This window comes from Neisseria shayeganii, assembly GCF_014054965.1.
GTDB lineage: Bacteria > Pseudomonadota > Gammaproteobacteria > Burkholderiales > Neisseriaceae > Eikenella > Eikenella shayeganii.
This window is the reverse complement of sequence record NZ_CP059567.1, coordinates 1,153,813-1,177,590: the sequence shown is the minus strand read 5'-3', so window position 1 is coordinate 1,177,590 and position 23,778 is coordinate 1,153,813. Positions and strand designations below refer to the sequence as shown.

Sequence of the window (23,778 nt, the reverse complement as noted above, 5' to 3'; positions counted from 1 at the left end):
CGGCATACACGCGGCATTATAATACGCGGCTTCTGAAAGATAAGGACGCATCATGAAATCCGTATTGATCACCGGCTGCTCCAGCGGCATCGGTTTGGATACCGCCCTGCAGATGAAGGCGCGGGGTTGGCGGGTGTTCGCTTCCTGCCGTCGGGAGGCGGATGTGCGCCGTTTGCAGGCGCAGGGTTTGGAGGCTTTGCTGCTGGATGTGGACGACAGCGCGCAGATTGCCGCTGCGTTTGCCGCCGTGGCCGAGCAAACCGGCGGCACTTTGGATGCCTTGTTCTGCAATGCCGGCTACGGCCAAACCGGCGCGGTGGAAGATGTGCCGCGCGAAGCCTTGCGCGCCCAGTTTGAAACCAATGTATTCGGCACTTGGGAGTGCATTGTCGAGGCGATGAAGCTGTTCCGCCGGCAGGGGCACGGGCGGATTGTGGTGAACAGCAGCATTCTGGGTTTTGCCGCCATGCCTTGGCGCGGGGCGTATAACAGCACCAAGTTTGCGTTGGAAGGTATGTGCGACACGCTGCGCCACGAAACAGCCGGCAGCGGCATTGAGGTGGTGTTGGTGGAACCCGGGCCGGTGGCCACCCGTTTCCGCCCCAATGCTTTGGCGAAATTCCGCCAATACATCGACATGGAAGGCAGCGTACACCGCGAGGCTTATCAGGCCCAGCTCAACCGTTTGCAGAAAGAAGGCGATGCGGCGCCGTTTACCGTGTCTTCCGCCGCCTGTGCCGCTGTGTGTGTGACCGCGCTGACTGCGCCGAAGCCGCGCCGCCGTTATTTGGTGACGGTGCCGACGGTGTTGTTTTGGTATCTGAAACGGATTTTACCCACCGCCGTGCTCGACCGCTTGCTGCGCGGGGCGGTGAAGGGGCAGGGCAAGTAGCCGGCAGCGTTGGCTGCAGATGGGGGTTTTGCAAAGGTCTCAGGCTTTCAGGTAGCCTGTTTGCCGAATGCGGAGCCCAAATAAATGGCGGCCAAGGTTAAGGCCGCGCCGGCCCATTGCCAGCCATCAATCGCTTTGCCGAGCACCCAGGCGTCAATCAGCAGGGCGGCCACCGGTTCGGACAGCAGCAGCAGGCCGGTGAGCGCCAGCGAGAGTTTCGGAATCGCATGGGCAATCAAGCCCCAAGCCAGGCATTGCATCACTGCGCCGTAAATCAGAATCAGGCCGATGTCGCGCGCCTGAGTGGGATAAAGCCGGCCTTGGTCGAACCACCAGGCCGGCAGCAGCATGGCCGCCATGCCGCCGAGGCTCACCAGCAGCATCAGCGGCAGCAGGGGCGTCGGCTCGGCTTCATGGGTTTTGCGTACAAACGTCATCGAAACGGCCAGCATGCTGCCGGAAACAATGCCGCTGATCAGGCCCCAAGCCGCGTGTTGGTTGCGCCCGAATTCGGGGCTGGCAATCAGGGCCACGCCCGCCACGGCCAGCAGCAGGCTGAACAGTTGCAGCCGGCTTTGCCGCTCGCCGAACCACACAAAGCCGATGGCGGCCAAAAAGAAAATCTGCAGGCTGTTGAGCAGGGTGGCGATGCCGGGGCCCACCGCATAAATGCTTTCGTGCCACAAGGCCAAATCCACGCCCAAAAACGTGCCCGACAACAGAGCAAACACGCGGGCGCGGCGGCTGGCCGGCAGACGACGCCCTTGCAGCCGCAGCAGTAAATAAAACACCACCGCGGCCACCGCCAGCCGCCAAAAGGCGATGGCATACGCCCCCACCGGCACCGCGGCCACAATCAGGCTGCCGAGGCCGAAAATAATGCAGCCGGCAATCAGGCCGAATGCGGCGGGGCGGGTGGAATAAGCGTTCATGGCATCAGCGATTCAAACAGGGCGTGTCGTCACAAAAAGGCGCCAAGGCTACCTGAAAGCCCTGCCGCGGTAAAGCGTTGCTATGGGCGCCTTTGAATTTGAAAATGCCCGTGCCCGCCTGCGCCATTTATAGGCTACAATGCCGCCTGTTTTGAATCCGCGACAATGCAGGCAGTGATGGCGGTGCGTTCCAAATCTTCCAAAGCGTGGCTGCACGAGCACGTGAACGATCCTTATGTGCATCAGGCGCAGAAAGACGGCTACCGCGCGCGTGCCGCATACAAGCTTTTAGAAATCAATGAAAAAGACAAATTAATCAAGCCGGGCACGGTGGTGGCCGACTTGGGCAGCGCCCCGGGCAGCTGGTCGCAGGTGGCGGCCAAGTTGGCCGGCAAAAGCGGGCGCGTGTTCGCTTTGGACATTCTGCCGATGGAGCCGGTGGAGGGCGTATCGTTTATTCAGGGCGACTTCCGCGAAGATGCGGTGTTGGCCGAATTGGAAGCCTTGTTGGACGGGCGCAGTTTGGATCTTGTAATTTGCGATATGGCACCCAATATGTCGGGCCACGCAGTCAGCGATCAGGCGCGCAGCTATCACTTGTGCGAGTTGGCCTTGGACTTTGCCGCCAACCATCTGAAGCCCGGCGGCAATATGCTGGTGAAGGTGTTTCAGGGCGCGGGTTATCAGGAATATGTGCAGGCCATGCGCGAAGTATTCGCCCAAGTGCAGGTGCGCAAGCCCAAGGCCTCGCGCGACCGCTCCAGCGAAACCTATTTGTTGGGGCGCAACAAACTCGGGGAATAATCCAGGCTACCTGAAAACAAGCCATGCGGGTTTTCAGGTAGCCCAAACTTAACCCCACCCTGTATTTATTCTGCTCCACTTTACATCAATAGGAGCTTGTTACCGTGCGTAACACCGTAAGAACGCTTTTGGTCTGGCTGGTTTTGGCCGGGGTTATTTTCGCCTCGGCACAAGCCTTGTTGGGCGAGAAGGAAAACAAACAGCAAATCAACTACTCGCAGTTTATCCAGCAGGTAAACAAAGGCGAAATCAGCAGCGTGCACATCGAAGGTTCGGTGGTGACCGGCTATGTGATCAAAGGCGAGCGCACCGACAAAACCCAGTTCTTCACCAACGCCCCGCTGGACGACAAGCTGATCGAAACCCTGTTGGGCAAAAACGTGGACGTAAAGGTAATCCCCGAAGAGAAACCCAGTATGCTGGGCAGCCTCTTTTTCAGCCTGCTGCCCGTATTGCTGTTGATTGCCGCCTGGTTTTACTTCATGCGCATGCAAACCGGAGGCGGCGGTAAAGGCGGTGCCTTCTCCTTCGGCAAAAGCCGCGCCAAGCTGTTGGACAAAGATGCCAATAAAGTCACCTTTTCCGATGTGGCCGGCTGCGACGAAGCCAAAGAAGAAGTGCAGGAAATCGTGGATTACCTGAAAGCGCCCAACCGCTACCAAAGCCTGGGCGGACGTGTGCCGCGCGGCATTTTGCTGGCCGGCAGCCCCGGTACCGGCAAAACCCTGCTCGCCAAAGCGATTGCCGGCGAAGCAGGCGTGCCCTTCTTCAGCATCTCCGGTTCCGACTTCGTGGAAATGTTTGTCGGCGTGGGCGCTTCCCGCGTGCGCGATATGTTTGAGCAGGCCAAGAAAAACGCCCCCTGCATCATCTTTATCGACGAAATCGACGCCGTCGGCCGCCAGCGCGGCGCCGGCTTGGGCGGCGGCAACGACGAACGTGAACAAACCCTCAACCAGCTGTTGGTGGAAATGGACGGCTTTGAAAGCAACCAAACCGTGATTGTGATTGCCGCCACCAACCGCCCCGATGTGCTCGACCCCGCCTTGCAACGCCCCGGCCGTTTCGACCGCCAGGTGGTGGTGCCGCTGCCCGATATCCGTGGTCGCGAACAGATTTTGAAGGTGCACGCCAAAAAAGTACCGCTGGATGCTTCCGTGGATTTGGTGTCTTTGGCACGCGGCACGCCCGGTTTTTCCGGTGCCGATTTGGCCAACTTGGTCAACGAAGCAGCGCTGTTTGCCGGCCGCCGCAACAAAACCAAAGTCGATCAGAGCGATTTTGAAGACGCCAAAGACAAAATCTATATGGGCCCCGAGCGCCGCAGCATGGTGATGCACGAAGACGAAAAACGCGCCACCGCCTACCACGAATCCGGCCACGCTATTGTGGCGGAAAGCCTAGAAGGCACCGACCCGGTGCACAAAGTCACCATCATGCCGCGCGGCCGCGCCTTGGGCCTGACCTGGCAGCTGCCGGAGCGTGACCGCATCAGCATGTATAAAGACCAGATGCTGAACCAGATTTCGATTCTGTACGGCGGTCGGATTGCCGAAGACATTTATGTCGGCCGCATTTCCACCGGTGCTTCCAACGATTTCGAGCGCGCCACCCAAATCGCCCGCGAAATGGTCACCCGCTACGGCATGAGTGATAAAATGGGGGCCATGGTGTATGCCGAAAACGAGGGCGAAGTGTTCCTCGGCCGCAGCATCACCCGCTCGCAGCATATTTCCGAGAAAACCCAGCAGGAAGTGGATGCCGAAGTGCGCCGCATTCTCGATGAGCAATATGCGGTGGCCTACAAAATCTTGGACGAAAACCGCGACAAGATGGAAACCATGTGCCGGGCATTGATGGAGTGGGAAACCATAGACCGCGACCAAGTGCTGGAAATCATGGCCGGCAAACAGCCCAGCCCACCGAAAGACTACAGCCACAACATCCGCAAAGAAGACGGCGAAACCGGCGAATCTGACGAAACGCCCGCCGTGCCCACACAAGAACAGGAAAACGCCGCACAGCCGGTTGAAGCGGCGCCCGCTGCAGAAGCCCCCGTAGCCGGAAAGCCGCACAACACCGAACAGGACAAACGCGAACCCTAAGGGCTTTTTCCTGATCATGAAAAGGCTACCTGAAACCTTATTAGCTCCGCAGTTTCTGCGCAGTGAAAAGGGTTCAGGTAGCCTTTAACTATATTCAATAGCTGCTGAAACACACGAAACCTTGGCAGCACTTGGGTGTGCAGTGCATATCGAGCGGTATGTGGGTGATATGCCTGTCTTGCAAGAATTTCTTGCGTCTAAGCCGTTGCACGCCTATGCCCTGAGGGCATCTGCTGCGAATGGTTTGGCGCAGTAACGACAGGTAGAGCCGCCAAGTGGGTAAGTTGATTGAGTGGTATGCAGGATGCGGGAAATAGGATATGGATCAATCGCTTGATTGCGGGAATACAGCCGCAGACGTATGCAAAGCCGAAGCGGCCAATCAGTGGTGCGTGTACCTGATCCGCTGTGCCGACGACACTTTCTATTGCGGCATCAGTAACCGGCCGGCCTTGCGTTGGGCGGCGCATTGTGCCGGCCAAGCGGCCCGCTATACCCGTTCGCGCGGGGTGAAGGAAATGCGTTTGCTGAGCGTGGGTTTGAGCCGTTCGGCAGCAGGCAGGGAAGAGTGGCGCATTAAGCAGCTGAATCGGCAGCAAAAGCAGTTATTGTGGGCGGCGGTGGTGGAGACGGACAGAATTTGGCGCCAAGAGGCATAAGGGGCGGCAGATGGTTTTGCCCGGTTTCAGGTAGCCTGGAATGCGGGCAAAACCATAGGCACTTGTTGGCAGGCAAAACTGATTGTCGGGTTTGTCTGGCGCGATAAAAAGGCCTCAGGCTACCTGAAAAGCCCGGCTCAGGCTGTGCCGATGAACAGGTTCTAAAGCGGGACTGCTGCGGTTTGGACGGGCTATTCAACGTGGTATTTAACCGAAGGCTTCCCAAACCGGACGGCAGTTGGCGGGCAGGGGCGGGCAGGCGCCGAGTATGCCGCTGCCGTAATCGCCGGTACGGTGGAAGTCGCTGCCGCAGGAGGCCAGCAGGCCGTAGCGTTCGGCCAGCAGGGCGTAGTTTAGGCGGTCGTTCAGGTTGCAGGCGCCGCTGTGTACTTCCATGGCGCGCCCGCCGCAGGCGGCGAAGGCTTCAATCAGGTGGCGTTTGGCGGTGGCGGAGAGCGGGTAGCGCATGGGGTGGGCGATCACGGCCATGCCGCCGGCTTGGGTGATGGCGCCGACGGCGGACTCGAGGCTGGCCCATTCGTGACGCACGGCGGCGCTTTTGCCGTCACCCAGATATTTGGTGAAAGCCTGCTGTTTGTTGCGCACATGGCCTTGCGCCACCAGCCATTGCGCCAAATGGGTGCGGCTGGCCATTTCGGGATTGGCGGCCAGCGCCAAAGCACCTTCGTAGGCGCCGGTTATGCCTTTGGCGGCCAGCTTGTCGGCAATGCGGGCGAAGCGCTCGAGGCGGCCTTGCCGCAGTTGGGCGAGCAGATTTTGCAGGCCGGGATCGGGCTCGTCGAAATTGAGGCCGACAATGTGGATGGTGCGGCCGCGCCAGCTGACGGAAATTTCTACGCCGTTGATCAGCCGTAAGCCCAAACGGTCGGCCTCCTGCCGCGCTTCGGCCAAACCGCCGGTGTGATCGTGGTCGGTGAGGGCCAGCAGGGTACAGCCGTTGGCGTGGGCGAGGCGCACCACTTCGCGCGGCGGCAGGGCGCCGTCGGAAACATGGGAATGGCAGTGCAGATCAATCATGGTGGATGATGGCAAAGGCTACCTGAAAGGCGTGCCGGCATGGAGCAGCTGTTTTCAGGTAGCCTTTTGTGCGTTGGCGGTTTAGGGCACCAGTTTTTCGGCGCCGCCCAAATAGGGGCGCAGGGCGGGCGGAATGGCGATGCTGCCGTCTGCCTGTTGGTGGTTTTCCAGCACCGCCACCAAGGCGCGGCCGACGGCGAGGCCGGAGCCGTTGAGGGTGTGCAGCAGGCGGTTTTTGCCGTTTTCGTCTTTGAAGCGGGCTTTCATGCGGCGGGCTTGGAAGTCTTCACAATTGGAGCAGCTGGAGATTTCGCGGTAGGTGTTTTGCGCGGGCACCCACACTTCGAGGTCGTAGGTTTTGCTGGCACCGAAGCCCATGTCGCCGGTGCACAGTACGATCACGCGGTAGGGCAGCTCAAGCAGCTGCAGGATTTTTTCGGCGTGGCCCACCATTTCTTCCAAGGCGGCGTAAGACGTGTCGGGGTGGACGATTTGCACCATTTCCACTTTGTCGAACTGGTGCTGGCGGATCAGGCCGCGGGTGTCTTTGCCGTGCGAGCCGGCTTCGCTGCGGAAGCAGGGCGAGTGGGCGGTGAGTTTGATCGGCAGCGCCTCTTGCGGCACGATACGCTCGCGCACGGTGTTGGTGAGGGTGACTTCGGCGGTGGGAATCAGGTATTGGCCGAGTTTGCTTTCGTCGCCGCCGCGGGTAACGTGAAAGAGGTCTTCGCCGAATTTCGGCAGCTGGCCGGTGCCCAAGAGGGTGCTGTCACTGACGATATAGGGGGTGTAGCACTCGGTGTAGCCGTGCTGCTGGGTATGGGTGTCGAGCATGAATTGCGCCAGGGCGCGGTGCAGGCGGGCGATGGGGCCTTTCATCAGGCTGAAGCGGGCGCCGGAGAGGGCGGCGGCGGTTTCGAAGTCCAACCCCAGCTTTTCGCCCAAGTCAACGTGGTCTTTGACTTCGAAATCGAATTGGCGCGGGCTGCCGACGCGGCGCACTTCCACATTGTCGTTTTCATCGCGGCCGGCGGGCACGCTGTCGTGGGGCAGGTTGGGGATGACCAGCAGCCAGTCGTCCAGCTGTTTCTGCACCGCTTGGTAGTCGGTATCGGTTTGTTCCAATTCGCTTTTGATGGCCGCCACTTCGGCCATGGCCGCTTCGGCTTCCGCGTGTTTGCCTTGGCCTTTGAGGGCGCCGATCTGTTTGGACACGCTGTTGCGGCGCGCCTGCAAGTCTTCGGTTTTCACTTGCAGGGCTTTGCGGCGGCTTTCCAGCTCTTCAAAGGCGGCGGTGTCAAGAGCGAAGCCGCGGGCGGCCAGCTTGGCGGCGACGGCGGCAGAATCGTTGCGAAGGCGTTGGATGTCTAACATGATGGGCGCGAATAAACGGAAAAAATAAAGCGCGTATTGTAAACGCGCCGCAGCATAAAGGCTACCTGAAAGGCTTTCAGGCAGCCTGTTTTCAGGTAGCCTCTGCCGGTGCGGGGGAGCGGCCGGAGGCGGCCATCAGTTCGGCAACGGATTTGCCCTGCAGTTCGGCCAGTTTGGCGGCCACTTGGGCTTCGGCTTCGGCACAAATCTGCTGGCGGGTTTTGCCGGCCACGGCAATCGGTTCGAGAAAATACAGCGCCACTTCGCTTTGCTTTTGCGGCAGGATGCGGCAGAACGACTGCCACATGCTGAGGTCGCCGAAGTAGGCCATATCGGTGTTCGGGCTGCCGTCTGCTTTCGGGTAATAAAGGGCAATCGGCCACACGTCCTGCCCGCTTTGTACGGCGGCTTCAAACAGATTGCTGCGGAAGGGTTTGAGCTCGGTGCCGTCTGTGCTGGTGCCTTCGGGGAAAACCACGGTGTAGTCGCTTTCGGCCAAAATCTGCAACAGGATGTCGCGCACCTGTTGCGAGGAGCGGCGGTTGTTGCGTTGGATGAACACGGTTTCCGCCCGTGCCGCCAGCCAGCCGACGGCAGGCCAGCTGCGCACTTCCTCTTTGGCCACAAAGCGCACCGCATGCACGGAATTGACGGCGAAAATATCCAGCCAGGAAACGTGGTTGCCCACCATAAACAGGCCGCCGGAAGCAAAAAAACGCTCGGCGCCGTAAACGCTGAGTTTCACGCCGCACACGCGCATGCACTGGCGCGACCACTCGCGCACGCGCCGCTGGCGGCCCGGACGGCCTTCGCGTTTGAAAAACAGGGCTACCTGAATGCAGCCCCAAGCAATCACGCCGCCGATGCCGATCAGGCGCAGCCACAAACGAAGGGTGCTCATGCGGCTGCCTCAACGGACAAAATGTTTGGCATAGCGCGGATGGATGCGCCACATCGGCATCATCACCAGCATATCGGCGGTTTTAAAATCCTGATCCCAGTGCGGCTCGCCGCAAATCCATACGCCGGCACGCAAATAGCCTTTTAAGAGCGGCGGGGGAGTCACCGGCAGGTCTTGCCGCAACTCGTCCAGCGGCAGGGGGTGTTTGGGGAAAACGCGGTATTCTTCCGGCGCGTAGTGGTGCTGTTCGATGTAGCGGAACAGGCTGGCGGCTTCATGCCCGCCGTCGGCCATGGCCACGCTGCCGCAGCCGATCATGTAGTCCAGATGGTTCAGCTTCATAAACTGGGTGAGCCCCATCCAAAGAAGGGAGATGGTGCTGCCGGAGCGGTAGTCGGCATGCACGCAGGCGCGGCCGAGCTCGACCGCTTTGGGCAAAATACTCTCGATGCGGCTCAAATCGAATTCGGAAGCGGAATACCAGCCGCCGTTGGCTTCGGCGGCTGCTTGGGTGGTGAGGCGGTAGGTGCCCACAATTTCACCGCTGTGTTTGTCGCGTACCACCAAGTGGCGGCAGAAGGCATCGTAGCGGTCGATGTCGCGGCCGTCATGGCCGGCAATATTGGCGCCCATTTCGCGGGCGAAAATGTCGTAACGCAACCGTTGGGCCGCTTCGACAGTGGCTTCGTCTTGGGCAAGCAAGACCTCCAGCCGGCTGCTTTCGATGGCGGGCCAGGATTCGGTTTTCGTTCGCTGCATAAAAGACTCCCGAAGGTGTACTGTGGCGAAGGCCGAACTGTAAAGCCCAACGCGGGCAAAGGCAAGCGGATTATCGGGCAAATCGGCACAAACCCGGCCATCGGGCAAGCCGGGCTGAGACCTTTGCAAACCCTCCAGATGTGGATGCAGTTCAAGGCGTAGCAGCGCAGCGAGTGCAGACATATCATATAGATAGGCAAGCGAGCGAGCAGCGCACAACGCAGAAATGCGCCGCAGATGGGGGGTTTGCAAAGGTCTCGGGCTGATGTTTTTCCCGGTCCGCCGTTTTATAATCACGGCCTGTTTGTAAAGGAATGGTTTGGTGAAGATGTCTGAGGAACAGCCGCAGAGCCCGCAACGCCGGCATTGGCTGCTGTCTGCCGCCGCCTGCTCGGCCGTCTGCCTGCTGCCGGCCGTGGCGAGAGCCGGCGCCCAGCGTGAAGAAACCCTGTCTGACGACGTGGCTTCGGTGATGCGCCATTCGGTCAACAATGTCAACCCGCCGCGGCTAGTGTTTGCCGATCCTTATGATGCGCCGCGTTGGCTGAACGATATGTCGCTGCGTTTGGCGCGCTATGTGCCCGATGTGCTGGCGCGGCGGCGTTTGTTGATCAACATCCAATACGAGTCGGTGCGGGCGGGTTTGGACACGCAGATGGTGCTGGGTTTGATTCAGGTGGAGAGCGCGTTCCGCCAATACGCCATCAGCGGCGTAGGCGCGCGCGGCCTGATGCAGGTGATGCCGTTTTGGAAAAACTACATCGGTAAGCCGGAACATAATCTTTTCGACATCCGCACCAATTTGCGTTACGGCTGCACCATTCTGCGCCACTACCGCAATGTGGAAAACGGCAATCTGCAGCGGGCATTGGCGCGCTACAACGGCAGCTTGGGCAGCAGCCGTTATCCCGATGCGGTTATCGGTGCGTGGAAAAACCGTTGGGATTGGGCTTAGCGGTTTTTGTTCCAGCGAAAAGTTTTCAGGTAGCCTGCACTCTGCATACAGGCTACCTGAAATTCATTGGGGGCATGGATCTGCTTTATGCCATCCACCATTTCCACAACATTTGCGAAGCAATCAGCAAAAGCAAAATGCCGAAGGCGGTTTTCAGCGCATCGGGCGGCAGCCTGTGGGCGGTTTTCACGCCCAGCGGGGCAAATAACACCGTGCAGGCGGCCAATACCGCCACCGCAGGCAGATACCAGAAGCCGAATGCGCCTTCTGGCAGACCGGCCACCGACCAGCCCGATACCAAATAGCCGACCGCGCCGGAAACCGCCATCGGCCAAGCCAAACCGCTGGACGTGCCGACGGCTTGATGCGGCGGCACATTGCAATAAAGCATAAACGGCACCGACAGCGAGCCGCCGCCGATGCCCACCCAGCTCGACAATAAACCGAACAGCCCGCCGGTGGCAGTCAGGCCGCCTGTGCCGGGCAGTTGGCGCGACGGCTTGGGCTTGAAGCGCAGCAGGGTTTGTACCGCCACCGCATAGGCAAACACAATGAAGAAAATCTGCAGGCCGCGGGTGGGCAGGTAGGACGATACCGCCGAACCGATCAGGCCGCCGGCCACCATGGCCGGCGCCATGCGTTTGACCACGTCCCAGCGCACCGCGCCTTTGCGGTGCTGCGCCAGCGCGCCCGAAAACGTGGTGAACACCATCACGGCAAAAGATGTGCCCAAGGCCAGATGCTGGGCGTGGGCGCCGCCGATCTGCTGCTGATCCAGCAGCCACAGCACAATCGGCACCACCACCATGCCGCCGCCGATGCCCAAAAGGCCGGCCAGAAAGCCGGCCAAAGCCCCCACCGCCATCAGCGGCAGCAATACTTCCATGCTCCACATTGTGTTTTATCCTCAATCTCACTCATCTCGGGCCGGCAATTGCGCGGCCATAAACAAAGCGGCCGCTGCCGCTTTGTGCTGGGGCGGGCGCGGGTTTCAGGTAGCCCGCCGTTTGGCCCGCCATTCCAGCAGCCACATCACATAACCCGACAGGCTGTAGGCCAAGAACAGCAGGAACAACACCAGCGAAGGCTCCAAAGCCACCACCAAAAGCGCCGCCACGGCCAGAATCATCACAAAAAACGGCACTTTGCGGCGGACATTGATTTCTTTGAAACTCCAAAACTTGATCTGCACCACCATCGACAAACCGGCAAACAGGGTCACCAGCAGGCACAGCCATTGCACGGCGGGCAGGCGGCCGAAGCTGTGGTCCACCCACACCAGGCCGATCACCAAAGCTGCGGCCGTCGGGCTGGGGATGCCGATAAACCATTTTTTGTCCACTTTGCCGATGAGGGTGTTGAACAGGGCCAGGCGCAGCGCGGCACAGGCGCAATAGACGAAAGCCACCGAATAGCCGATGCGGCCGAATTCGTTCAGTTGCCAGTTGTAGGCGATCAGGGCGGGGGCCACGCCGAAACTCACCATATCGGCCAGGCTGTCGAGCTGTTCGCCGAACGCGCTTTGGCTGTTGGTCCAGCGGGCCACACGGCCGTCCATGCCGTCGAGCAGCATGGCGATGAAAACGGCGATGGCGGCGGTTTGGTATTGGCCGTGCATGGATTGGGTAATGGCGAAGAAGGCACAAAACAAGGCCGCCAGCGTGAAAGAATTGGGCAGCAGATAAATGCTGTTGTTGCGCAGGGTGTCGCGGCGGGTAGGGCGTGGTTCTGTAGGCGGCAGACTCATGGCATTCTCGCTGGGCAGAAGGAAGACGCACTATATCACAAGGCGGCGGGGCGAAAAACGGCAGGGTTGGGCGCGAGGCGGGCAATTGCTTGTGTGGGGAGGCGGGAAGCCTTTTCAGGTAGCCTGAGACCTTTGCAAAACGTCCATCTGCGGCGCATTTCTGCGTTGTGCGTTTATGCCCTATGGGTACTGCTCGCTCGCTTGCCTATCTGTATGATATGTCTGTCCCACAGGGATTCCTGGCGTTCACGCTCGCTGCGCTGCTACGCCTTGAACAGCATCCACATCTGGGGACTTTGCAAAGGTCTCAGCTTCAATCGGTTTGTGCGTGGAATCAGGCTACCTGAAAACGGCAAGCAAAAAGACAGGCGATAGGCCTGTCTTTTCAGATAATGCGGCGTATGTGTGTACCGAATGGTTTACAGGGCATCTTTCAATGCTTTGCCGGCACGGAATTTCGGCGATTTGGCGGCCGGAATGGTCAACTCGGCGCCGGTTTTCGGATTGCGGCCTTTACGTTCGGCGCGTTCGCCGACGTAGAAAGTACCGAAGCCTACCAAGGTAACGGTGTCGCCTTGTTTCAGGGCGGCAGTGATGGCATTGGTCATACCGTCCAGCGCTTTACCGGCAGCGGCTTTGGAGATGTCGGCCTCTTTGGCAATTGCTTCAATCAATTCAGACTTGTTCACAATAAGTCCCTTTCTGTTGGAGGAATAATCAACAATATGCCGACTTCAAGCAGCCGGTGTATTGCACCCTTTAACGGTAGGCGCTTTATATCAAGCTCAAAATCGCCGTGTCAAGCGAATATATAGGGCCGGCGGGCGTTTTACCGCAATTGGCGCCGTGCTTTGCCCTTCCCGCAACAAAAAACCTCCGCCAAAGCGGCGGAGGTTTTCAGGTAGCCTCAATGCTTGGTGGCACGGCTGCCGCCTTTGCCGGTTTCAGGTTCGGCCGGTTCTGTGGGAGCCTGCCAAGGCTCGGGTTGGTATTCCAGGCTGAACGACAGCACTTCGTCTATCCAGCGCACGGGATGGATGGCCAGCCCTTCTTTGACGTTGTCGGGGATTTCTTCCAAATCTTTGACATTGTCTTTCGGAATCAGCACATGTTTGATGCCGCCGCGCAGGGCCGCCAGCAGTTTTTCTTTCAGGCCGCCGATGGGCAGCACTTCGCCGCGCAGCGTGATTTCGCCGGTCATCGCCACATCGGCGCGCACCGGAATGCCGGTGAGGGCGGAAACCATGGCCAAGGTCATGGCGATGCCCGCGCTGGGGCCGTCTTTCGGCGTGGCACCTTCCGGCACGTGCACGTGGATGTCGTGTTTTTCGTAGAAATCCGGTGCGATGCCCAGCACTTCGGCGCGCGAGCGTACCACACTCCAAGCAGCTGAAATCGACTCCTGCATCACGTCGCCGAGTTTGCCGGTACGCACGATATTGCCTTTGCCTTTCAGTGCCGCGGCTTCGATGGTCAGCAGCTCGCCGCCCACTTCGGTCCAGGCCAAGCCGGTCACTTGGCCGATGCGGTTTTCGTTTTCGGCCACGCCGTAGTCGAAGCGGCGCACGCCCAGGTAGTCGTTTAAGTTGCTCGCATCCACCACCACGGTTTGGGTTTTGGCGCTGCGTTTGGCGCCGGCGGCTTTTTTGTTTTCCGCCAATACTTGTTTCATCAACACTTTGCGGCAGATTTTGGCGATTTCGCGGTCGAGCGAGCGCACGCCGGCTTCACGGGTGTAGTAGCGGATGATATCGCGCACCGCGCTTTCCCGAATGTCGATTTCGCCGGTTTTCACGCCGTTGCGCTCGATCTGCTTGGGCACCAGATACTGCATGGCGATGTTGACTTTTTCGTCTTCGGTATAACCCGACAGACGGATGATTTCCATGCGGTCGAGCAGGGCGGGCGGGATGTCCATGCTGTTGGAGGTGGCGATGAACATCACGTCGCTGAGGTCGAAATCGACTTCGATGTAGTGGTCGGCGAAAGAATGGTTTTGCTCGGGGTCCAGCACTTCGAGCAGGGCGGCGGCCGGGTCGCCGCGGAAATCGCGGCCGAGTTTGTCGATTTCATCGAGCAGGAACAGCGGGTTTTTTACGCCCACTTTGATCATGTTCTGCATGATTTTGCCCGGCATCGAGCCGATATAGGTGCGGCGGTGGCCGCGGATTTCGCTCTCGTCGTGTACGCCGCCCAAGGCCATGCGCACATATTTGCGGCCGGTGGCTTTGGCAATCGACTGGCCGAGCGAGGTTTTGCCCACGCCGGGCGGGCCCACCAGGCAGAGAATCGGGCCTTTGAGCTTGTTCATGCGTTTTTGCACGGCCAAGTATTCCAAAATCCGCTCTTTCACTTTTTCCAGGCCGTAGTGGTCGGCGTTCAGCACCAAATCGGCCTTGGCAATGTCTTTGCTGACCTTGCTTTTCTTACGCCACGGCAGCTCGATCAGCGTGTCGATGTAGTTGCGCACCACGGTGGATTCGGCCGACATCGGCGGCATCATGCCGAGCTTTTTGTATTCGGCCAGTGCTTTTTCTTCGGCCTCTTTGCTCATGCCGGCTTCGCGGATTTGCCGTTCCAGCTTTTCCAGCTCTTCGCGCTCGTCGCCTTCGCCCAATTCTTTTTGAATGGCTTTGACCTGCTCGTTGAGATAGTAATCGCGCTGCGATTTTTCCATTTGGCGTTTCACGCGGCCGCGGATGCGTTTTTCCACCTGTAGGATGTCCAATTCCGCTTCCAGTTGGCCCAACAGGTGTTCCATGCGCTCGGCCACGCCAACGATTTCCAGAATTTCCTGACGCTGCTCCAGCTTCAGCTGCAGATGGGCGGCGATGGTGTCCACCAGGCGGCTGTTGTCGGCAATGCCGTGAATGGTGCCCACCATTTCGGCGGGGATTTTTTTGTTCAGTTTGCTGAACTGGTCGAACTGGGCCAGCAGGGTGCGGCGCAATGCTTCGTAATCGCTGCCGCTGCCGTCTTCGTCTGCCAGCGCTTTGACGGCTACCTGAAAATAGTCGCCGTCTGCTTGGATGTCCACCACTTCGGCGCGCTGGGTGCCTTCTACCAGCACTTTCACGGTGCCGTCGGGCAGTTTCAGCACCTGCAGCACATTGGCCAGCGTGCCGATGCGGTACAAATCGTCGGCGCTGGGGTCTTCGTTATTGGGATTTTTCTGCGCCAGCAGGAAAACCGGCTCGTCTTTTTCCATAGCGGCGTCCAAAGCCGCAATCGATTTGGCGCGACCGACAAACAGCGGCAGCACCATATGCGGGTACACCACCACATCGCGCAGGGGCAGCATGGGCAGGTGGAAAAAATCACGGTTTGTGTGGGTGTCAGCCATGATGGTCTCGATTCTTACATTCGGTCTAACTCAGGATGTGCGCCATTTGGGGACGCAGTGCAGCATTTCAAGGCCGCGCCGGCGAATAAAAAGCGGCTCAAAAGCCGCCTGAGTCAGCCGTTTTCCTCCCGGGCCAAAGCCTGCAGCAGCTCGTTGTGCTGGCAGACGGCGGTGCCGAGCTTGGCCACCACCACGCCGGCGGCGGCATTGGCCAGGTGCATGGCCTGCTGCAAATCCAAGCCGGCGGCCAGCCCCAAGCCCATGGTGGCGATGACGGTGTCGCCGGCGCCGGAAACGTCGTACACCTCTTGGGCGCGGGTGGCCTGGTGGCTGATGTGGCCGGCTTCAAACAGGCTCATGCCTTCTTCGCTGCGGGTGAGCAGCAGGGCCTGTAATTGCAGGTGGCGGCGCAGGGCCTGCGCTTTGTCGGACAACTCTTCTTCGCTGCGCCAGCTGCCGGCGACTTCACGCAATTCGCTGCGGTTGGGCGTGAGCAGGGTGGCGCCGGCGTATTTTTCGTAGTCGTCGCCCTTGGGGTCGATCAGCACCGGTTTGCCGGCGCGGCGGGCGCAGTCGATCATGTCGGCCACCCGGTTCAGGCTGCCTTTGCCGTAATCGGAGAGGATAACCGCATCGTAATCGGGCAGCAGGCTGCGGAAACGGTCGCGCACATTGTCTACCGTGCTGCAGGCGGGGGCTTCTTCAAAATCGAGGCGGATCAATTGCTGGTTGCGCGCCATGACGCGCAGCTTGACGGTGGTGGCGATGCCGGCGTCGCGCTGCAGATGGCAATCCACGCCGTCGGCCTGCATCAGTTTCGCCAGTTGGTCGGCGGCTTCGTCATCGCCGGTGATCGACACCAAGGCGGCTTGCCCGCCCAAGGCGGCGATGTTGCGCGCCACGTTGGCCGCGCCGCCGGCGCGTTGGTCGATGCGGCCGATTTTGGCCACCGGCACCGGTGCTTCGGGGGAGATGCGGGAAACGTCGCCGAACCAATAACGGTCGAGCATGACATCGCCGGCCACCAGTACGCGGGCTTGACGGAACAGTTCGGTGAGGCGATCGGGCAGGGGGTGGGACATGGCGGTTTCCTGTGGCATGGGGCGGTTTATGGTAGGGGAAATGGCCGGGGCGGGCAAGGCGGCTTTCAGGTGGCCTCGCAGTGTGGGCGGGCGGTAAGGGAAGCTGGTTTGCTTTGTCGGCAGCCCGTTTGGCAGATACGGTAAATGGCGGCGCAGGAGCAGGCCGCTCAAGGGCTACCTGAAAAGCGGTTTGGGTTTTCAGGTAGCCTGTTTGGGCGCGGCGGGGTCGGTTTCTACTGCCGCTTCGTCCAGCGTTTTCAGCCAGGCCAGTTTTTCGGCGATTTTGATTTCGAGGCCGCGCGGCACCGGTTGGTAGAAATCGGGTTCGGCCATGCCCTCGGGCATATAGCTTTCGCCGGCGGCATAGGCGTGCGGCTCGTCGTGGGCATAGCGGTACTCGCGCCCGTAGCCGAGGTTTTTCATCAGTTCGGTGGGGGCGTTGCGCAGGTGCACCGGCACTTCGGCGCTGCCGTTTTCCTGCACGAAGCGGCGCATTTGTTTGAAGGCGAGGTAGCCGGCGTTGGATTTGGCGGCCGAGGCCAGATAGAGCACGGTTTGCGCCAAGGCCAGTTCGCCTTCGGGGCTGCCCAGGCGTTCGTAGGTGGTGGCGGCATCGGTGGCTACCTGAAAGGCGCGCGGGTCGGCCAGGCCGATGTCTTCCCAAGCCATTTGAATCAGGCGGCGCGCCAGATAGCGCGGGTCGGCGCCGCCGTCGAGCATGCGGCAAAACCAATACAGGGCGGCGTTGGGGTGGGAGCCGCGCACCGATTTGTGCAGGGCGGAAATCTGGTTGTAAAAGCTGTCGCCGCCTTTGTCGAAACGACGGATCTGGCTGCCGAGGCTGTCGGCGAGAAAGGCCTCGTCAATCAGCGCGGTGTGCCGGGTTTGGGCGGCGCGGATCAGTTGTTCGAGCAGGTTGAGCAGGCGGCGGGCGTCGCCGTCGGCGGTTTGCACCAGCAGGGTTTCGGCGGCGGGCGACAGCGCCACGCCGGCATACTCGGGCAGGGCGAATACTTTGGCGCACAGGCGGCGCAAGTCGTGTTCATCCAGAGCGGTCAGGGTATAGACCTGGGCGCGGCTGAGCAGGGCGGGGTTGACTTCAAAAGACGGGTTTTCGGTGGTGGCGCCGATAAAGGTGAACAGGCCGCTTTCCACATAAGGCAGAAAGGCGTCTTGCTGCGATTTGTTGAAACGGTGCACTTCATCGACAAACAAAATGGTGCTGCGGCCCTGTTGCAGGGCGATTTCGGCTTTGTTTACCGCTTCGCGGATGTCTTTGACGCCGGAAAATACGGCGGACACGGGCAGAAATTGGGCGTGGAAGCTTTGCGCCAGAATCCGCGCCAGCGTGGTTTTGCCTACGCCCGGCGGCCCCCACAGCAGCATGGAGTGGGGCTTGCCGCTTTGCACGGCGGTGTGCAGCGGTTTGCCTTCGCCGATGAGGTGTTGCTGGCCGATGACATCATCCAGGCTTTGCGGACGCAGGCGCTCGGCCAGCGGGGCGTCGGGTTGGCGGGTAAACAGGTCTTGCATGGCTGGGGCCGTGGGGTGGAGGGGAAGGGCGATTATACTGGTTTCAGGTAGCCTGCAAGCCATTTTCTGCTTGTCTGCCGTCCTGTTTCTCAAGGATAATGCCGCCTTTTGTTTGAGCGGACGACGGCGCTTGCCCAAGCGGCCTTCCGGCTCTGAGTGTTCTATTTTTTGCAGGAGTGTGATGATGAAGTCGGTTTGCTTGGCGGCGGTGTTGGCCATGTGTTTGGGCGGGTGTGTCCATACGCCGGCGGCCGCGCCCGAAGCGGCTCCGTCTGCTGCGGCTCCGACGCCGCCCACCCGCATGACGCCCGAGCAGCAGCAGTCTTTCCGCGCCCGCTGCGAAAGCCGGGGCGGCGAAATCGACTGGCTGGAATCGCGGGTGGAAAGCGGCATTTACCATATGGGTTGCCGTTTGCCCAACGGCAGGGCCTACGGTTTCAGCGGCTGAAGGCTACCTGAAAGCCTTGGTTGGTCTCTCACTTACACATAAATCCGAAAGCGCGACATGAAATACATCAGTACCCGCGGCCAAACCGCCGCCAAACCGTTTAGCGAAGTGTTGTTGATGGGCCTGGCTCCGGACGGCGGTCTGATGCTGCCGGAAAGCTATCCGCAAATCGACGAGATGACGCTGCACCGCTGGCGCAGTCTGAGCTATCCCGATTTGGCTTTTGAAATCATGAGCCGGTTTATCGACGACATTCCCGCCGAAGACTTGAAAGACATCATCGGCCGCACCTACACCCAAGAGACATTCGGCAGCGCCGACATCACGCCGGTGCGCACTTTGGGCGACGGCATCAAAATCCAAGCCCTCTCCAACGGCCCCACGCTGGCGTTCAAAGACATGGCGATGCAGTTTTTGGGCAACGCCTTCGAATATGTGCTCAAGCGCGAAAACCGCGAATTGAATATTGTCGGCGCCACCAGCGGCGACACCGGTTCGGCGGCCGAATACGCCCTGCGCGGCAAGCACGGCATCCATGTGTTTATGCTGTCGCCCGAAGGCAAAATGAGCCCCTTCCAGCGCGCGCAGATGTACAGCCTGCCAGACGAAAACATCTACAACATCGCCATCGAAGGCATGTTTGACGACTGCCAAGACATCGTGAAAGCGCTGCAAAACGACGCTGCCTTCAAAGCGCAATACCACATCGGCACGGTGAACAGCATCAACTGGGGCCGCATCGTGGCGCAGGTGGTGTATTACTTCGCCGGCTATTTCCGCGCCACTGCCACCAACGAGCAAAAGGTAAGCTTTTGTGTGCCCAGCGGCAATTTCGGCAACGTTTGCGCCGGCCACATCGCCCGCATGATGGGCCTGCCCATCCACCGCCTGATCGTGGCCACCAATGAAAACGACGTGCTAGACGAATTTTTCAAAACCGGCCGTTACCGCCCGCGCAGCGCGGCAGACACCTTCGTGACCTCCAGCCCGTCGATGGACATTTCCAAAGCCTCCAACTTCGAGCGGTTTGTATTCGACCTGATGCAGCGCGACGGCAGCAAAGTGCAGGCGCTGTGGGCGCAGGTGGAGGGCGGACAAGGCTTCGATTTGGCCAGCGAGCTGCCGCGCATCCACGAAGGCTTCGGTTTCGTATCCGGCAAAAGCAGCCATGCCGACCGCCTGAACACCATCCGCCGCGTGTTTGCCGAAGACGGCGAGTGGATCGACCCGCACACCGCCGATGCGGTAAAAGTGGCGCGCGAAGTGCGCGAAGCGGGCGAAACCGTGGTGTGCTTGGAAACCGCTTTGGCCGCCAAGTTTGCCGACACCATTGCCGAGGCCGCCGGCGAAGCCGTGGAAGTGCCGCGGCCGGCCGCCTTGGCCGGCTTGGAAGACCTGCCTCAGCGTGTGATCGTGCTGCCCAACGATGCGGAAGCGGTCAAACAGCTGATTCGCGAAGCACTGGGTTAAACCCTGTTTCCCCACCGTTACCCAGCTTTCAGGTAGCCCGCGCCAAGCGGCAGGCTACCTGAAAGCCGTTTCACTTCTGGCAGTTGTGCCTAAGTTGTCTTGGCGTTGATAATTACATTCCTTGTCAACTGGGTCGATGAGATATTTGCAGAAAATTTGTAAAGTTCAAAATGCTTGTTATTTTATTCTTGCTTATATTCGGATTTTCCCTTGGAGCATTAATATGTTATTTTGGGTTAACTTCTCCTGGTTATCTCATTGAAGTTGTTGCTATTACATTCATTGGTGGGGTGGGAGAGGTTTTGTTAGTAAAAAAACTTGCGGAAACTCTAACTTATTTCCGTGTACTAAAATTGGATGGGAATTTTTTTCCTTTCTTTTTTATAGGTGTTGGCATGGCTATTTTAATTTTCTCAAAGAGAGGACCGATTATATAAAGTGTTAATTCAGTTTTTTCTGCTATAACACGTCTGATGCCGGCCTGCTGTTTTCAGACCGTCCCCATAATGATTCACACCGAAGCACCCACACCATGAAATCACCCGAACTCCTTCTTCCCGCCGGCGGCCTCGAGCGCATGCGCGCCGCCTTCGATTACGGCGCTGATGCCGTGTATGCCGGCAGCCCGCGCTATTCCCTGCGCGCCCGCAACAACGAATTTGCCAAACTGCCGGTGCTGGAGCAGGGCATTGCCGAAGCGCATGCGCGCGGTAAAAAATTCTTCCTTACCGTCAATACGTTGCCACACAACAGCAAGCTGAAAACCTTTATGGCCGATATGGAGCCGCTGGTCGCCATGCAGCCCGACGCGCTGATCATGGCCGACCCTGGCCTGATCATGCAGGTGCGTGAACGTTGGCCGGACATGCCGATTCACCTTTCCGTGCAGGCCAACACCACCAACTATTGGGGCGTGCAGTTTTGGCAGAAAATCGGCGTGGAGCGGATTATCCTCTCGCGCGAACTGAGCATGGAAGAAATCGCCGAAATCCGCCAACAATGTCCGGACATCGAATTGGAAGTGTTTGTGCACGGCGCTTTGTGCATCGCCTATTCCGGCCGCTGCCTGCTTTCCGGTTACTTCAACCACCGCGACCCCAACCAAGGCACCTGCACCAACGCCTGCCGCTGGGATTATAAAGTGCATGACGCCGAAGCCGACGAAATGGGCGACGCCCGTTTGTTGCAAGGCTTTAATTTCAACCAAGCACAAGAAGAAGCCAATGCCGCGTTTGAAGGCATCAACGGCCAGGTGCGCCACCCCGAAGCCAATAAAGTTTTCCTGATTGAAGAAGCCAACCGTCCGGGCGAGCTGATGCCGATTATGGAAGACGAGCACGGCACCTACATCATGAATTCCAAAGACCTGCGCGCCATCGAGCAGGTGGCCAAACTGGCCGAAATCGGCGTGGACAGCCTCAAGGTGGAAGGCCGCACCAAGTCGGTGTATTACGTTGCCCGCGTGGCGCAGGCCTACCGCAAAGCGATTGACGACGCGGTGGCCGGCAAACCGTTTGACTACAGCCTGCTGGCCGAACTCGAGGGCTTGGCCAACCGTGGTTATACCTCGGGCTTTTTGGAGCGCCATCAAACCCAGGAATACCAAAACTATCTCGCCGGCCACTCGCTGGCCAAACAAAGCCAGTTTGTCGGCCAGATTACCGACATCGATGCCGACGGCTGGGCCACGGTGGAGGTAAAAAACCGCTTTGCCGTGGGCGATACACTGGAAATCATCCACCCGCAAGGCAACCAAACGCTGGTGTTGGCGGCGATGACCCGCAAAGGCGAGGCGGTGGAGGCCGCGCCGGGCAACGGCATCCAGGTGAAGATTCCGAATATGCAGGGCAAAGACAAGGCCTTGATTGCGCGGATTATGAACCCCTAAGGGCTTTCAGGTAGCCTGTAATGCCACATGGGCAGCCGATGAATCATGCAGATTCAGCCATCTGTTTTGCGACGGCACGCCATGGCATCAATATTCGGACAAACCGCTGCTCTGTCGCTGCGATGCAGCAATTGTGATATAAACAGTCTCGCCTGTGCAGCAGAAGGCCAGAGTGATGGTTTGATAAAGATGATTGATTAAGGAGCTGAAAATGTCTGAATACGAACAAAATTCCCAAGTCGAAAACCATGTGCCAGCGGCGGTACAGCCAGTCGAGCCGCCGGCGCCGGCAGTGTCGGACGATGATTTGAATTTGGCCATGTTGTCCCATTTGCTGGGCATTGTGCTCGGCTTTCTGCCCAGCTTGATTATTTGGCTGATGAACAAAGACAAAGCCGACAAGGCGTTTGTGAATGACCAAGCCAAAGAAGCGCTGAATTTTCAGATTACCGTGATCATCGGCTATGTGGCCGGCTCGATTTTGTCGGCGGTGCTGATCGGCTTTTTGGTGATTTTCTTGGTGGTGGTGGCCAATTTTGTGCTGTGCATTGTTGCCGCACTGGCGGCCAAAAAAGGCGAAGCCTATCGCTATCCGTTTACCCTGCGCTTGTTGAAATAAGCCCGCACTTGCTCTTAAGACAGCAAGCGTTTTCAGGTAGCCCAAAGGCTACCTGAAAGTTTTTGTTGCCAATGATTTGTCCGATATGATGCCTGATGCTTTTTCCCCGCAAGATTTTGCTGAACGCCTGATTGCCTGGCAGCGGCAGCATGGCCGCCACGACCTGCCCTGGCAGGTACGCGATCCTTATGCGGTGTGGCTGTCGGAGATTATGCTGCAACAAACCCAAGTGGCCACGGTGCGGGATTACTACCCCCGTTTTTTGGCCGCCTTCCCGACGGTGCAGGACTTGGCGGCGGCGGAAGAAGATGCGGTGCTGGCCTTGTGGGCGGGCTTGGGTTATTACAGCCGTGCGCGCAATCTGCATGCGGCGGCCAAGCAGGTGGTGGCGCAGTTCGGCGGCGTGTTTCCCGATACCCGCGAGACTTTGGAAAGCTTAAAAGGGGTGGGCCGCAGTACGGCGGCGGCGATTGCGGCTTTTGCTTTCGGCCGGCGCGAAACCATACTCGACGGCAATGTGAAACGGGTGTTGTGCCGCGTATTCGCCCTCGACGGCGATCCTGCCGACAAGCGGTTCGAGCGGCAGTTGTGGGATTTGGCTGAGAGCCTGTTGCCGCAGGCCGCGGAGGATATGCCAGCCTACATTCAGGGGCTGATGGATTTGGGCGCCACCGTGTGCAAGCGCAGCAAACCGCTATGCGGGCCATGCCCGATGGCGCAACATTGTCTGGCCAAAGCGCAGGACCGGGTCGGCGAATTGCCGCGCAAAAAAACGGCCGCCGCCGTTAAAAGCGTGGCTGTGTATTGGCTGGTACTGCGGAACAAAGCCGGTGAAATCTGGTTGGAAAAACGCCCGGCCGGCGGTATTTGGGGCGGCTTGCATTGCGTGCCCTGTTTCGAGCACTTGGCGGATCTGTATGCCTACGCCGCCGCTTTCGGCGTGGCAGCCGAAGCCGTCGAGGAAGATGCCCCGCTTACCCACCGTTTAACCCACCGCCTGCTGCTGATCACCCCGCTGCGGGCGGAGACAGGTTGCCTGACGGGAGGCGGTCAGCCTGGTATCTGGGCGCAAAAAAACAGCTTCGGCTTGCCGAAGCCTTTAGCGGCTTATTTGGATACCAAGCCATTCTCGCAGAGATAATCAGCAAGGCCAACAGGCTGAGATTTTTGTAAAACCACCATTTGCGTCGCATTGCCGCATTTCTGAGTGGTGTAACAGTTTCGGTCTC

At 59.2% G+C, this 23,778-nt stretch carries 22 protein-coding genes and 1 pseudogene; 12 read left to right on the top strand and 11 right to left on the bottom strand.

Annotated features, from left to right (window positions below; all coding sequences use genetic code 11):
* Window positions 1-52: 52 nt before the first annotated feature.
* Window positions 53-892 carry an SDR family NAD(P)-dependent oxidoreductase gene (locus H3L94_RS05755; protein WP_182123039.1) on the top strand — a complete coding sequence of 280 codons (840 nt, stop codon included), beginning with the start codon at window positions 53-55 and terminating at the stop codon, window positions 890-892.
* 47 nt (window positions 893-939) lie between these two features.
* Here the strand turns inward: H3L94_RS05755 and H3L94_RS05750 are convergent, their stop codons facing one another.
* Entirely contained in the window at window positions 940-1,824 is an 885-nt protein-coding gene (locus H3L94_RS05750) for a DMT family transporter (RefSeq protein ID WP_182123038.1), read from the bottom strand.
* A gap of 177 nt (window positions 1,825-2,001) precedes the next feature.
* Here H3L94_RS05750 and H3L94_RS05745 point away from each other — a divergent pair, with 177 nt between their 5' ends.
* The 3 genes from H3L94_RS05745 to H3L94_RS05735 all read left to right on the top strand — a co-directional run bounded on the left by H3L94_RS05745 (window position 2,002) and on the right by H3L94_RS05735 (window position 5,392).
* Complete coding sequence (locus H3L94_RS05745) at window positions 2,002-2,628, top strand: RlmE family RNA methyltransferase (protein WP_182123037.1); 627 nt, start codon at window positions 2,002-2,004, stop codon at window positions 2,626-2,628.
* Between the two features lie 104 nt (window positions 2,629-2,732).
* A complete protein-coding gene (ftsH, locus tag H3L94_RS05740; RefSeq protein WP_182123036.1) occupies window positions 2,733-4,733 on the top strand; it encodes an ATP-dependent zinc metalloprotease FtsH in 2,001 nt (666 codons plus the stop codon).
* A gap of 320 nt (window positions 4,734-5,053) precedes the next feature.
* Window positions 5,054-5,392 carry a GIY-YIG nuclease family protein gene (locus tag H3L94_RS05735; protein ID WP_182123035.1) on the top strand — a complete coding sequence of 113 codons (339 nt, stop codon included), beginning with the start codon at window positions 5,054-5,056 and terminating at the stop codon, window positions 5,390-5,392.
* A gap of 207 nt (window positions 5,393-5,599) precedes the next feature.
* On the opposite strand, the gene H3L94_RS05730 is transcribed toward H3L94_RS05735, so the two are convergent.
* From H3L94_RS05730 to H3L94_RS05715, 4 genes are all read right to left on the bottom strand, one after another.
* The gene (locus H3L94_RS05730; RefSeq protein WP_182123034.1) at window positions 5,600-6,430 is read right to left on the bottom strand and encodes a PHP domain-containing protein; all 831 of its coding nucleotides are present in this window, start codon (window positions 6,428-6,430) and stop codon (window positions 5,600-5,602) included.
* 81 nt (window positions 6,431-6,511) lie between these two features.
* Window positions 6,512-7,804, bottom strand: a complete 1,293-nt coding sequence (serS, locus tag H3L94_RS05725) for a serine--tRNA ligase (protein ID WP_182123033.1) — start codon at window positions 7,802-7,804, stop codon at window positions 6,512-6,514.
* 91 nt (window positions 7,805-7,895) lie between these two features.
* Window positions 7,896-8,705, bottom strand: coding sequence for a lysophospholipid acyltransferase family protein (locus H3L94_RS05720; RefSeq protein WP_182123032.1), 810 nt, complete (start codon window positions 8,703-8,705; stop codon window positions 7,896-7,898).
* Between the two features lie 9 nt (window positions 8,706-8,714).
* Window positions 8,715-9,464 (bottom strand): GNAT family N-acetyltransferase, encoded by a 750-nt coding sequence (locus H3L94_RS05715; protein WP_244958849.1) that lies wholly within the window; start codon window positions 9,462-9,464, stop codon window positions 8,715-8,717.
* A 328-nt stretch (window positions 9,465-9,792) separates the two neighbouring features.
* Between H3L94_RS05715 and H3L94_RS05710 the strand changes: the two genes are divergently transcribed.
* Window positions 9,793-10,419 carry a lytic transglycosylase domain-containing protein gene (locus H3L94_RS05710; protein WP_182123115.1) on the top strand — a complete coding sequence of 209 codons (627 nt, stop codon included), beginning with the start codon at window positions 9,793-9,795 and terminating at the stop codon, window positions 10,417-10,419.
* 85 nt (window positions 10,420-10,504) lie between these two features.
* Here the strand turns inward: H3L94_RS05710 and H3L94_RS05705 are convergent, their stop codons facing one another.
* Together H3L94_RS05705 and pssA are read right to left on the bottom strand one after the other, a co-directional pair.
* Complete coding sequence (locus H3L94_RS05705; RefSeq protein WP_182123030.1) at window positions 10,505-11,314, bottom strand: sulfite exporter TauE/SafE family protein; 810 nt, start codon at window positions 11,312-11,314, stop codon at window positions 10,505-10,507.
* Between the two features lie 96 nt (window positions 11,315-11,410).
* On the bottom strand, window positions 11,411-12,166 hold the full coding sequence (pssA, locus tag H3L94_RS05700) for a CDP-diacylglycerol--serine O-phosphatidyltransferase (RefSeq protein WP_009118187.1): 756 nt from the start codon (window positions 12,164-12,166) through the stop codon (window positions 11,411-11,413).
* A 132-nt stretch (window positions 12,167-12,298) separates the two neighbouring features.
* On the opposite strand from pssA, the pseudogene H3L94_RS12995 reads away from it, so the two are divergent.
* Window positions 12,299-12,513 (top strand): annotated as a pseudogene (locus H3L94_RS12995) (ATP-dependent exonuclease).
* Between the two features lie 72 nt (window positions 12,514-12,585).
* Here H3L94_RS12995 and H3L94_RS05695 read toward each other — a convergent pair.
* The 4 genes from H3L94_RS05695 to H3L94_RS05680 form a co-directional block, all read right to left on the bottom strand.
* Window positions 12,586-12,855, bottom strand: coding sequence for an HU family DNA-binding protein (locus H3L94_RS05695; protein ID WP_009118184.1), 270 nt, complete (start codon window positions 12,853-12,855; stop codon window positions 12,586-12,588).
* Between the two features lie 218 nt (window positions 12,856-13,073).
* Window positions 13,074-15,509: an endopeptidase La gene (gene lon, locus H3L94_RS05690; protein ID WP_182123029.1), complete on the bottom strand. Its 2,436-nt coding sequence runs from the start codon at window positions 15,507-15,509 to the stop codon at window positions 13,074-13,076.
* A 113-nt stretch (window positions 15,510-15,622) separates the two neighbouring features.
* Window positions 15,623-16,591: a D-glycero-beta-D-manno-heptose-7-phosphate kinase gene (rfaE1, locus tag H3L94_RS05685; RefSeq protein WP_182123028.1), complete on the bottom strand. Its 969-nt coding sequence runs from the start codon at window positions 16,589-16,591 to the stop codon at window positions 15,623-15,625.
* Window positions 16,592-16,789: 198 nt separating this feature from the next.
* Window positions 16,790-18,124, bottom strand: a complete 1,335-nt coding sequence (locus H3L94_RS05680; protein WP_182123114.1) for a replication-associated recombination protein A — start codon at window positions 18,122-18,124, stop codon at window positions 16,790-16,792.
* 181 nt (window positions 18,125-18,305) lie between these two features.
* On the opposite strand from H3L94_RS05680, the gene H3L94_RS05675 reads away from it, so the two are divergent.
* The 6 genes from H3L94_RS05675 to mutY all read left to right on the top strand — a co-directional run bounded on the left by H3L94_RS05675 (window position 18,306) and on the right by mutY (window position 23,690).
* Window positions 18,306-18,572: a hypothetical protein gene (locus tag H3L94_RS05675; protein ID WP_182123027.1), complete on the top strand. Its 267-nt coding sequence runs from the start codon at window positions 18,306-18,308 to the stop codon at window positions 18,570-18,572.
* A gap of 57 nt (window positions 18,573-18,629) precedes the next feature.
* Window positions 18,630-20,042, top strand: a complete 1,413-nt coding sequence (gene thrC / locus H3L94_RS05670) for a threonine synthase (protein ID WP_182123026.1) — start codon at window positions 18,630-18,632, stop codon at window positions 20,040-20,042.
* 170 nt (window positions 20,043-20,212) lie between these two features.
* Entirely contained in the window at window positions 20,213-20,479 is a 267-nt protein-coding gene (locus H3L94_RS05665; RefSeq protein ID WP_182123025.1) for a hypothetical protein, read from the top strand.
* A 95-nt stretch (window positions 20,480-20,574) separates the two neighbouring features.
* Window positions 20,575-21,930 carry a prephenate-dependent tRNA uridine(34) hydroxylase TrhP gene (gene trhP, locus H3L94_RS05660; RefSeq protein ID WP_182123024.1) on the top strand — a complete coding sequence of 452 codons (1,356 nt, stop codon included), beginning with the start codon at window positions 20,575-20,577 and terminating at the stop codon, window positions 21,928-21,930.
* 211 nt (window positions 21,931-22,141) lie between these two features.
* Window positions 22,142-22,549, top strand: coding sequence for a DUF4870 domain-containing protein (locus H3L94_RS05655; protein ID WP_083813955.1), 408 nt, complete (start codon window positions 22,142-22,144; stop codon window positions 22,547-22,549).
* 88 nt (window positions 22,550-22,637) lie between these two features.
* Window positions 22,638-23,690, top strand: a complete 1,053-nt coding sequence (gene mutY, locus H3L94_RS05650) for an A/G-specific adenine glycosylase (RefSeq protein ID WP_425325937.1) — start codon at window positions 22,638-22,640, stop codon at window positions 23,688-23,690.
* Window positions 23,691-23,778: the final 88 nt, after the last annotated feature.